Raw genomic sequence first — 10462 nt, 5'->3', positions numbered from 1 at the left:
CTTGGCGGCCTGGCTTTTCTTGATTTCGCGGTAGCGTTCCATTTCGTCGGCGTATTGTTTGCGCAAGGCTTCCTGTTCCTTGTGCTTCTCTGCGACCACGCTCTCATGCCGCGCGATCTGTTTCTTGGTTTGCTCGATGTTTTTCACGGTGGTTTGATCCGCCGCCTTGTTTCCCTTGCTTTCGTCCGCGGCCTGCGCCTCCATGCGAGCGAGTGCCGCACGCAGGTTTTTCAGCGTTTCCTCGCTCGCCTTGACCGAGGATTCGATCTGCGCAATCTTGCGGTCGCGGATATAAATGATGTCGTCCTCCCCACCGTAGGTGGACAGGAGCAGCGCATCTTTTTTAGCCTGATCCGCCGCTCTCTGCTTTTCCGCCGCTTCGGTTTCCTGGCGCGCTTCGTGTTCCTTGAGTTCCTGTTCGGTCGGCGGCGCGGCAATCACCTTTTTGGTCGTGCCTTCTTCCGACATCACCGTGACCTTCGACTTGGCGCATTCTTCGGCGGCACTATCGCCATAGTGCCACTGGCCGGTGGCATCCTTGCATTTCTTGATGGTCGTTGGACCCGATGCGGCGTGCAGGCCCATCACGGGCAGACATAGGCCGAGAGCGAGGATCAAGGCAAAGACAAGTTTGTTCCGTGACATCAGGATGACTCCTTGGTTATCGGGGCGGCATGAGCCGTGTAAAAAAAGGCACTGACTCAATCCACTGTCTGGCCATGGGCAAGGTTTTCCAGCCACCTAAATAACATATTACCTAATGAATATTAATTATTGGTCCCGCATCCGCTGCCGGAGCCGATACCGGTGACTGATGCAGAAGTAATTAATTCAAGATAGGCGTTGGCTTGTAACTATGTCAACCGCGCCCGCTGTGCGGCAGGGGGTCGCCGAAAGACGGCGCCCGGCCATGGCGGCCCGGCGATCTGTGCCATAATCCGCGGTCATGACCCCCCGGAACGACCTCTGCCATCCGGCACGCCGGTGAACTGGACCGAGCAGCTTGTTCTGTTGCTGGTGTCGCTGGTGGCAAACGTGTTCTCCGCGTTCGCCGGCGGCGGTGCGGGATTGCTGCAGTTTCCGGCACTGATCTTCCTTGGCCTCCCCTTCGGGGTGGCGCTCGCCACCCACAAGATCGCGAGCGTCGCGCTCGGCGTGGGAGCGACGCTGCGGCATCTGCGTGAGAAATCGCTCGAGTGGAAATTTTCGCTTTTTATCCTGGCCACGGGACTTCCCGGCGTGGTGCTGGGGGCCGCCTACATTCTCGATGTGCCGGACGCGATCGCGCGCGTCGCACTCGGCATTCTGACGATCGGGATCGGCGTCTATTCCTTCCTCCACAAGAAACTGGGTCTGGAGCATGTGCCGGTTCACCGCACGCGGCGCGGATACGCCTTGGGCGGTGCGGGATTGTTCGTGGTCGGCGTGCTCAACGGATCGCTCACCTCCGGTACCGGGCTGTTCTGCACCCTGTGGCTGGTGCGCTGGTTCGGTCTCGACTATCGCCGCGCGGTGGCTTACACGCTGGTGCTGGTGGGTCTGTTTTGGAACGGTGCCGGCGCGATCACGCTTGGCCTCCTTGGCGAGATTCGCTGGTCGTGGCTGCCGGCGCTGTTGCTGGGATCGCTTGTCGGCGGCTATCTCGGTGCACACTGGTCCATCGTCAAGGGCAATTTCTGGATCAAGCGCGCCTTTGAAATCGTCACGGTGCTGGTGGGACTCAAACTTGTCGTTTGACCCCACCGGTTGCGGCGCCTGCTACTATTGGGAAAGGCCGGTTGCAGCGAGGCAAGAAACCAGAATGGGAAATCCAGGTTTGAAGATTGAAGAGATACTGAGGAAATTCGGCAAAAAACAGCGCCGCCGCACCCTCGACCACGTCGGTGACTTTACCGGGATGCTCGGGCCGCAGTCCGTGTACATGGGCACGATTCAGGGCAAGGACAACCATATCGTCTACGGTACGGTGCATGGCGAGTGCGAGATCGAAGGCACGCTGGTGCTGGGCGAAGGCGGCCGCTGGAAAGGAAACATCCGTGCCTCGTCGATCGTGATCGCGGGCCACGTGGAAGGCGACATTCACGCGACGACCAAGCTGGAACTGTCACGCACGGCTTTCGTGCGCGGCAAGATCACGAGCCCGGTGGTGGCCATCGCGCGTGGTGCGGTACATGACGGCTCCATCCGCATGGCCAAGCAGACGCAGATCACGCGCTACCATGAGCGGCGCGAATCGCTGGAAAAAGACCGGAACGAAACTGAAAAATAGCCGGGCCGAACTGGTTCAGGTCCCGTAGGCGCGGCGGTAGGCGTTGATGGCATCGAGATAACGGCGCCCGCCGTCTTTCCCATCCAAATAATCCAGCAGCGTCTCGAGCGCGACGATACTGATCACGCGCAGCCCCAGCGTCGTTTCCACTTCCTGTACCGCGGATGTCGTGCCTTCGCCGCGTTCCTGGCGATTGAGGGCGATGGCCACCCCGACCGGCGTGGCGCCGGCGGTCCTGATGATCTGCACCGATTCCCGGATCGAGGTGCCGGCGGAGATGACGTCGTCCACGATCAGCACTTTCCCCTGCAGTGGGTGGCCGATAATGATGCCGCCCTCGCCGTATTTCTTCAATTCCTTGCGGTTGAAGGCGTACGGCACGTCGCGATCGCCGATCGCCATGGCCGTGGCGCAGGCCAGCGGCACGCCCTTGTAGGCGGGGCCGTAAACCATGTCGAAGGCGAGACCGCTGTCGGCGATGGCGCGGGCGTAGAACTGCCCCAACCGCGCCAGTTTGTGGCCGGTATTGAACAATCCGCTGTTGAAGAAATACGGACTGACCCGCCCGGATTTGAGGGTGAATTCGCCGAATCGCAGTGCCTGGCACTCGATGGCGAAATCGAGGAACTCGCGCTGGTAGTCTTTCATGGCCGCGATTCTAATCGGCGAGTCACGGCGTGGAAAGTCGGTTATGATAAAAACCCATGCGCGTCATAACGCTCAATATCAACGGCATCCGCTCCGCGGCCAAGAAAGGCCTGTTCGAGTGGCTGGCGCGCCAAAACGCGGAGGTCGTGTGCCTGCAGGAGGTCAAGGCGCAGCAGGCCGATCTGACCGACCAGATGCTCACGCCCAAAGGTTTTCACGGGTTTTTCAACTGCGCTGAAAAGAAGGGCTACGCCGGTGTGGCGCTCTACAGCCGCCGCGAGCCGGATAGTCTGCGCGTTGGTTTTGGTTCCAAAGAACACGACGACGAAGGACGCTATTTGCAGGCCGACTTCGGAAAGCTCAGCGTCGTTTCCCTTTACCTGCCGTCGGGCTCCGCTGGTCCGCACCGCCAGGACTCCAAGTTTCGATTCATGGAACACTTCTTCCCCGTGCTGAAGAAGCTGCGTGGCGATGGGCGTGAATATATTCTTTGCGGCGACTGGAACATCGCGCACAAGGAAATCGATTTAAAAAATTGGAAATCGAACCAGAAGAATTCCGGCTTCCTGCCGGAGGAGCGCGACTGGCTCACGCAGGTGTTCGACGAACTCGGCTGGGTGGACGTGTTCCGCACTCTCAACGACAAGCCCGATCAATATACTTGGTGGTCGAATCGCGGACGGGCGTACGAGAAGAACGTGGGCTGGCGTATCGACTACCAGATCGCGACGCCGGGCATCGCGAAAAAGGCGGAGAAGGAGCGCATATATAAGGACAAGCGGTTCTCCGATCACGCGCCGCTGACTATTGATTACGATTACAAGCTTTAGTCGAAGATGTTGTTGTCATCTCCGCGAAAGCTGTCTTTTTGTCATGCCCGCGGAGGCGGGCATCCAGGCTTTAAAGGGTATCGCGCGCCTTGCGCGCGATCTCAACAGCTTATTGCGGGTGGCTCCGCCCCTGCACCCTGGGTTACCTTTCTTTGCACGAGAAAAGAAGGAAACCCGCCCGCGGTGCGGGGAACCGCAATTAGCTTTTTCATCATCGCCGAAGGCGATTCGACAATTACGCCGCAATCATCCTCGATTTTTCCCTCCACTCCGGGATAATGACAACCTATGATCACCGGAGAGCTGAAAAAATAATATGGCGCGAGTGACGGTTTACAGCACCGGTATTTGTCCTTATTGCACCAAGGCCAAGCAACTGCTGCAGAAGTGGAACATCCCGTTCGACGAGGTGCGTGTGGACATCGACAAGAGCAAGCTGCGCGAGTTCGCGCAGGTCACCAACGGTGCACGCACGGTGCCGCAGATCGTGATCGACGGCAAGTGCATCGGCGGTTTCACCGAACTGACCGAACTGCACATGGAAGGCGGACTGGACGAGTTGATCGAAGCTGACAGTAATAATTGATATCCAGCTTTAATTAATTTCCCCCAGGCTTTTATCCCTGCCCCCAGCCTTTCTGCTGTTCCGCGTAGTCCAGCATTTTCTTCACCCACGGCAGAAACACATAGGCCGGGAATGACAGAAAAAACGTCAGCAGGAAATAGTGCGCGTAGCCCATATAGTGCGCGCCGAAGCCGGAAGCATAACCGGCAAGCTGGCGTGACAGCGCGAACACCGAGGACAGGATCGCGTACTCGGTCGCCGAATGCTGCTTGTTCACGATCGCCATCAGGAACGCGAGAAACGCGGCGGTGCCGAGCCCGCCGGTGAAGGATTCGAACGCGCTCGCGCCGTAGAGAATGATCTTGTAGTCCGGCAGCATCGGTGCGCCGCTGCTCGCAAGCGGCAGGGTGGAGGCGGCCCACACGTAACCGATGTTGGACAGCGCCTGAAACAATCCGAGTATCCACAGCGCTTTGAATATGCCCACGCGGTCAGTGAACCAGCCGCCGACGATGCCACCGGTGATCGACAGGATCAGCCCGAGATTGACCGACACCAGCCCGATCTGGGTTGCGGTGAAGCCGGCATCCACCCAGAATGGCTTGACCATGAAACCCATGGAGCTGTCACCGAGCTTGAAGATCAGCACGAACACGATGACCGGAATGATATAAGGACGCTGAAGCATTTCCATCAGCGCGCCGAACATCGGACCTTCAGTCAGTTTCGTGTCATTGTTTTTTGCCGATTTCGTCGGACCCCGCCGCACGAAACTCAATGCCAGCAGCGCGCCGGCGATACCGAAGGCATACCACCAGAAGCCTTCCACCTTGCCTGACGAGTGCGTGGCATTGTTGATCAGCCACAGGGTTCCGAGCAGGAACAAGAGTACCAACGCAAACGCGTGCGGCCGGCGCAGGATACCGGCAAATTCGCTTCCGAGCGTCATCGGTTTGCGCACCCCGAAGGACAGCTCTTTGGGCGCATAAAGGCAGACGATGCCGAGCACGGCCAGGATCCCGGCGGCCGCGGTGTAGGCGCCGGGCCAACCGAGATAATCACTGAGTATGAGGATCACGCCCGCGGCAAGGATGCCGACGCGACCCATCCCGATGCGGATGCCGTTCGCCAGCCCCAGTTCATTTTTATTCAGGAACTCGATGGTGTAGCCGTCGATCGCGACGTCATTGGTGGCAGAGAGCAGGGTGAACACGCCGATGGCGATCCACACCGGCGGACCGAAACCCGCCTGCATCGACAGGAACAGCAACACCACGCCCATGGCGAGATCCACCGCCAGCATCCAGCGGCGGTGATAGCGGTAATGATCCACTGCCGGCGCCCAGAGAAATTTGATGGTCCAGGCCAGCCCAAGCAGCGAGAGAAAACCAATCTCGCGCAGGTCGACACCGAGCTGGCGGAAGTGGACCGGAAAAACATCGTAGAAAAGTCCGAAGGGGAAGCCCTGCGCAAAATAAAGAATGCCCACCCAGAACATTTTTGATCTGAGCAGTTTTTGTTTGGGCACGGGTGTCTCGAATTGTTTTCGGTTTGAATGTCGCGTCGCCGTTTTCGGCGGACGTGAAAACTATTTTATCTTAGCACCGCCACCTGCCTTCTTGATTTCCGGTTCGCCTGAGGGTGAGCGCGCCGGCGGGATGGATGGCAGGGCGGTGATTTTCCTGCCGCGGGCACCTCGGCCGGAAAATCTGATCCGCAAGACAACCGATCCTCCAAGAATCGTCAACCGGCGCCTGATTTCGACCATTTAACAGGGAAAACAGCGCCGCGGCCGGCCGATCAACCCTTTGATTTTAAAGCTTTATACCGGGTGGCATAGCTCTTGCATTTTCGGCCTAAAGACAAACGTATTTTTAAATTCGGGGAGAGGGTCATGTCCGGCGTTACAAAGGAAAGAAACGCGTGCTTTGCCCGCGTGAGGGCGGCAAGAGCCGTGTTGGGACTGGTATCGGTGCTGTGCAGTGCGTCGTTGTCAGCGGCACTATCGGAATCGCCCTTTCCGGCAATTCAAATTCGCACGGAAACCCACCAGATTGAACATCCCATTGCTTCGAATCAGGTTGCGCTGGTGCAATATAACAGCGGTCATCGCTCCGAGGCGGTGAAGGTATGGAAATCGCTTGCCGAGCAGGGCGATACCGAGGCGCAGTTTACCTTGGCGGTTCTGTACAACCGCGGTGACGGGGGCGTTGCCAAGGACATGATCGAGGCGGTGCGCTGGTATCGCAAGGCGGCCGAACAGGGACATGCCATTGCCCAGTACAATCTGGGTGTACTCTATGCCACTGGAACCGGTGTCACGCGCGATTTCAATGCCGCCTTACAATGGTGGCGCATGGCCGCCCTGCAGGGGCATTCGGAAGCCCAATTCAATCTGGGCCTGTATTATGCCGAGGGAACTGGTGTGATGCCGGACCCTGCCGAGGCCGTGAAGTGGTGGGCCATGGCCGCCAAACAGGGATATGCAGCGGCGCAGTTCAATCTTGGTCTCATGTACATGAAGGGCGAAGGCGTGGACGAGAATCAGGACGAGGCCGTGCGGTTATGGCACATGTCCGCCGATCAGGGTTTCAACCAGGCCATCACTGTCCTTAAGGTTCTGAATCTCAACCCGTAAATCCTGCGGCTGCCTTCCTGGCAACCACTTCCGGTTAATTATTTAGACCTGAACGATTTTGACCCATCACCGGCTTTGCCGATGAGGGGTCAAGCGCCGTCCTTCAGGGATAAATTAATGCATGTATTTTTTACGAGAAACTCTTAAAAAGTCCAATATAATCAATAAGAAAATCAAATATTTTGACAAGCAGTTGCAGACTAGCGCGAGAATCAGCACAATGCTCGGCAGGGGTTTAAGTCCATAACGGATAAGAAACCTGTAAAAGCAGTTTCAACTAAGAGGCATTTGAGGAGGAGAGTCCAAATGAAGTCTAAATCTACAAAGCTTAGCCAGCTTATTGCCCTGATTTTTGCGTTCGTATTGGGGATCGGCAACGCCTTTGCGGCGGAAGAATACGGGATTTTTGAGCGCATTCTGGAGGCGTCGGGATCATTCGATGACACGACGGCGGCGCTGGAAAAGGCCTTGCCCGAATCCAAGCTAAGCCTGCAAGCCAAGCGCGACCTGGCCCTCACCGACAAGGCACAGCGGGCCCGGGTCTACATTCTGACGTCGCCTGCTTACATGGAAGCGGCCAAGGGTGAGTCGCCGGACACCATCTCGGCGCAGGTGCTGCGCATCGGCGTGTACGAGTTTGGCGAAGGCAAGAAGGTCCAGATCAACATGGGCAATCCGACTGCTCACGCGATGGTCTTCTACGCCGGCTCCAAGAACTACGCCAATCTGTTGACCGCGGCGAAAGCGGCTGCGCAGGAAATCAAGGACGTCGTCGCCAAGGTTCCGGGTAAGCAGGTTTCTGTGCAGCTTGAACCGATTCGCACCGAGAGTACGTTGAACAAGTTCAACGGTGACGGTCCGGCCAAGATGATGGCTAAGTTCCGTAACTGGAAGGAAAGCCAGAATGATGTATTCAAGGACAAGGCCGAGAACTTTAACGCCGTGGTAGCCCGCGTGGAGAAATCGCTGGCTGCAAGCAAGGACAAGGGCGCGGATGACTCTTCCGGCTGGACTCTGGTGAGCAAGATTCCAGTGGGCGCCAACGCGGTTTACTTCGGCATTACCAACGAGTACACCGAGAACAAATGTATCCGCATCAACTCCGACTTCCGCAGTGATGGCAAGACCAAGGACGCGCCCTATCCGGGCGTGGACCATACACCGGCCATGCCGATGGAAGTGCTTGTCATCAATGACGGCAAAGAGACCAAGGTGGTGCAGTACGGCGAGATGTGGCGCATGCAGCTGTACTTCTGGGATTCCGGTTACATGGCGTTCGCCAAGAACACCCTGATCCCGAGTATCATCTTCTCGTCGATCGATCAGACCCTGACGGCCACCGCGTCTGCGGCTCCGGAGGCCGCAAAGTAATAATCCGTTTCATCGGATGCACCGGGCCGGAAGGGGAAACCCTTCCGGCCTTTTTTTGTGTCAACGCAGGAACACCATCAGGCCCGAGAGTCGTGGAACGGTGGGAGTTTAGGGGTCAACTGGCAGCGGTTGGTTGATCTTGCGCAGCATGTTGCGGATGACCAGCTGCTGGTTTTCAAGATTCTGGTGATTCGATTCCAGCTCGGCGATGCGGCCGCTGAGGTTGTCGAAATTCTCGTGGACCCGTTTCAGATTTTCGAGCCGCTGATCCATGAGGATTTTGTGCTCGCGTACCTGCGACAGGATTGGCGCCATGATCGCCTTGCTCCAGGCACGGGCAGCGGTGTTGCATTCGCTGAATAGCTCGCGCGCCTGGCCGACCAAGGTGACGAAAAATTTCTGTACCACAAAGTGCTGTTCCGTGATGATCATCATCGGGCTGTTGCGAAACCTCTCGGCCTCCTCATACAGCTTTTGCAGCCGACTGCGGTAGGGCAGCAATGAAAAGTTGACCGGTTTGATCTTGGCCAACCCATGTTCGCTGTGAAACTTGCTGTAGACGGCCTGAACCAGGACCCTTATCTGTTGGGTCTGCTTGTTGGCCCTTTCCATTGAATCGAGGGCCCCGTCGAAGAGGATCTTCATTCCTTCGCGTAATCCCGGGGTGGTCCACGACTCCGCCATCCCCTGACGGGTTTTTTCCGCCAGGTCATCAAAGGCCTCGACGCTCAGATAATCGAGCAGAATCTTGACCTGATCGGAAAGCACCGCGCGCATGTTCTGAAAGCTCACGAGCGTCTGGTCATAGGCCTGTTTTTCATCGCGCAACCGCGTGACCAGGTCATGAATGGCGTCGCGGTTTTCGCCACCAAGCGCCTGTAACTCCTCGATCTGTTCCGCTACGGCGCTAAGCCTTGCCTCGATCATCGCGCTGGTGGTTTCGACCATGGAGCCGATGTCGTGGATCACGCGTTCGCGCAACAGTTCCTGACGTGCCGGGATGATATCGTCCGATAATTTTGTTTCCAACAACGGCAATCCACTACGCTCGATCAGCGCATAATCCGACTTGATTTTGCCGAGCAAGCCTTTCTGAGCGGAGACAGCAATTACCTGATTCTTGCCGATGCCGAGTGCCCGTGCAGCGTCTTGCGATTGGCGCGCGATCGCTGCAGCGATGGCGGCATCATTGCTCAGCTCATCCCACAACGTGTCGATCTTATTAAGCGCCACCAGGCGACCTTCGGCCCTGTTTCCTCTGGCGGGACAGACGTGATTCTTCCAGACTTCCAGATCGGTTTTGGTAACGCCGGCATCGGCCGCGAGCACAAACAGCACAGCCTGTGCGCCCGGCAACATGCTCAGCGTCAGTTCCGGCTCGGTGCCGAGTGCATTGAGTCCTGGTGTGTCGAGCACCACCAGTCCCCGTTTCAGCAGCGGGTGCGGATAATTGATGATGGCGTGCCGCCAGACCGGAATCTCCACCGTGCCATCGTTGTTGAGCAGCTGCGACATATGCTCCGCATCGTGAAAATAGAGACCAAGCTCTTCGGCTTGATCCACGTCGACCGGCTTGGTTTTGACGATCTGCTGAAAGGTCTCGGCAATTTTCTTTGGCGAATCGAGATCCAGCGGCATCACGGTCCAGGCGGCGGGTGTGCGGCGGTATTCTGAAATTGTGGTGGCGGTTTTGCGCGTCTCAATCGGCAGAAGCTTGAGGCACGGCGGTTCACTTTCGTCGTAACGCAATTCCGTCGGACACATGGTGGTGCGGCCGGCTTCCGAGGGGAGCAGTCGTTGCCGTTGATCGGCGAAGAAAATGGCGTTGATGAGTTCGGTTTTGCCGCGGGAGAATTCAGCCACCAGCGCGATGGTGAGCTTGTCGGAGCGGAGTGCATCGATGAGCTCGTAAAGCTGCAAATCCTCCTCGCCGCTCGCGAGTCCGTGGCTTTCCACCCACGTTTGGTATTCGTTGATGATCTCGATTAATTCGTCGCGCCAGCGTTTGTAATCCCCCAATCTCCGGCTGAATTCATTGATGGCCAGCCGGGGCCGTTCTGCTAGCTTTTGCGCGCTTATCATTATATTGAATCCCCCTTTAATACAGGTGGTTAGAATATAAACTTAAATAAGAACTATAT

General features: G+C 57.3%; 11 protein-coding genes. 7 read left to right on the top strand and 4 right to left on the bottom strand.

Translation table 11 applies throughout. From position 1 onward, the window contains the following. On the bottom strand, positions 1-645 hold a 645-nt coding region (locus WB402_RS05275; RefSeq protein ID WP_424205872.1), incomplete at its 3' end, for a hypothetical protein. A gap of 339 nt (positions 646-984) precedes the next feature. Here WB402_RS05275 and WB402_RS05270 point away from each other — a divergent pair. Continuing rightward, positions 985-1737, top strand: a complete 753-nt coding sequence (locus WB402_RS05270) for a sulfite exporter TauE/SafE family protein (protein WP_424205871.1) — start codon at positions 985-987, stop codon at positions 1735-1737. A 64-nt stretch (positions 1738-1801) separates the two neighbouring features. After that, the gene (locus WB402_RS05265) at positions 1802-2269 is read left to right on the top strand and encodes a bactofilin family protein (protein ID WP_424205870.1); all 468 of its coding nucleotides are present in this window, start codon (positions 1802-1804) and stop codon (positions 2267-2269) included. Positions 2270-2284: 15 nt separating this feature from the next. On the opposite strand, the gene pyrE is transcribed toward WB402_RS05265, so the two are convergent. Continuing rightward, on the bottom strand, positions 2285-2917 hold the full coding sequence (gene pyrE / locus WB402_RS05260; protein WP_424205869.1) for an orotate phosphoribosyltransferase: 633 nt from the start codon (positions 2915-2917) through the stop codon (positions 2285-2287). A gap of 56 nt (positions 2918-2973) precedes the next feature. Between pyrE and WB402_RS05255 the strand changes: the two genes are divergently transcribed. Continuing rightward, the gene (locus WB402_RS05255) at positions 2974-3747 is read left to right on the top strand and encodes an exodeoxyribonuclease III (RefSeq protein ID WP_424205868.1); all 774 of its coding nucleotides are present in this window, start codon (positions 2974-2976) and stop codon (positions 3745-3747) included. A 316-nt stretch (positions 3748-4063) separates the two neighbouring features. Then, on the top strand, positions 4064-4333 hold the full coding sequence (gene grxC / locus WB402_RS05250) for a glutaredoxin 3 (RefSeq protein WP_424205867.1): 270 nt from the start codon (positions 4064-4066) through the stop codon (positions 4331-4333). A 31-nt stretch (positions 4334-4364) separates the two neighbouring features. Here the strand turns inward: grxC and WB402_RS05245 are convergent, their stop codons facing one another. Further along, positions 4365-5840, bottom strand: coding sequence for an MFS transporter (locus WB402_RS05245; RefSeq protein WP_424205865.1), 1476 nt, complete (start codon positions 5838-5840; stop codon positions 4365-4367). Here WB402_RS05245 and WB402_RS05240 point away from each other — a divergent pair. The 3 genes from WB402_RS05240 (at position 5833) to WB402_RS05230 (ending at position 8321) form a co-directional block, all read left to right on the top strand. Continuing rightward, complete coding sequence (locus tag WB402_RS05240) at positions 5833-6084, top strand: hypothetical protein (protein WP_424205864.1); 252 nt, start codon at positions 5833-5835, stop codon at positions 6082-6084. The genes WB402_RS05245 and WB402_RS05240 overlap by 8 nt on opposite strands. Before the next feature lie 122 nt (positions 6085-6206). Then, complete coding sequence (locus tag WB402_RS05235) at positions 6207-6950, top strand: tetratricopeptide repeat protein (RefSeq protein WP_424205863.1); 744 nt, start codon at positions 6207-6209, stop codon at positions 6948-6950. Between the two features lie 306 nt (positions 6951-7256). Further along, on the top strand, positions 7257-8321 hold the full coding sequence (locus tag WB402_RS05230; RefSeq protein ID WP_424205862.1) for a hypothetical protein: 1065 nt from the start codon (positions 7257-7259) through the stop codon (positions 8319-8321). 108 nt (positions 8322-8429) lie between these two features. Here the strand turns inward: WB402_RS05230 and WB402_RS05225 are convergent, their stop codons facing one another. Next, positions 8430-10403: a dynamin family protein gene (locus WB402_RS05225; RefSeq protein WP_424205861.1), complete on the bottom strand. Its 1974-nt coding sequence runs from the start codon at positions 10401-10403 to the stop codon at positions 8430-8432. Between the last annotated feature and the right edge of the window lie 59 nt (positions 10404-10462).

The sequence above is a fragment of the Sulfuricaulis sp. genome, from assembly GCF_049587675.1.
GTDB lineage: Bacteria > Pseudomonadota > Gammaproteobacteria > Acidiferrobacterales > Sulfurifustaceae > Sulfuricaulis.
Note: the sequence above shows the minus strand (reverse complement) of the source record. Positions and strands in the feature narration are given on the sequence as shown.

Excerpts from the sequence above, each read along its gene's own strand:
- WB402_RS05265 (WP_424205870.1), top strand. The coding sequence starts at position 1,802 with ATGGGAAATCCAGGTTTGAAGATTGAAGAGATACTGAGGAAATTCGGC.
- pyrE (WP_424205869.1), bottom strand. The coding sequence starts at position 2,917 with ATGAAAGACTACCAGCGCGAGTTCCTCGATTTCGCCATCGAGTGCCAG.
- WB402_RS05255 (WP_424205868.1), top strand. The coding sequence starts at position 2,974 with ATGCGCGTCATAACGCTCAATATCAACGGCATCCGCTCCGCGGCCAAG.
- grxC (WP_424205867.1), top strand. The coding sequence starts at position 4,064 with ATGGCGCGAGTGACGGTTTACAGCACCGGTATTTGTCCTTATTGCACC.
- WB402_RS05235 (WP_424205863.1), top strand. The coding sequence starts at position 6,207 with ATGTCCGGCGTTACAAAGGAAAGAAACGCGTGCTTTGCCCGCGTGAGG.
- WB402_RS05230 (WP_424205862.1), top strand. The coding sequence starts at position 7,257 with ATGAAGTCTAAATCTACAAAGCTTAGCCAGCTTATTGCCCTGATTTTT.
- WB402_RS05225 (WP_424205861.1), bottom strand. The coding sequence starts at position 10,403 with ATGATAAGCGCGCAAAAGCTAGCAGAACGGCCCCGGCTGGCCATCAAT.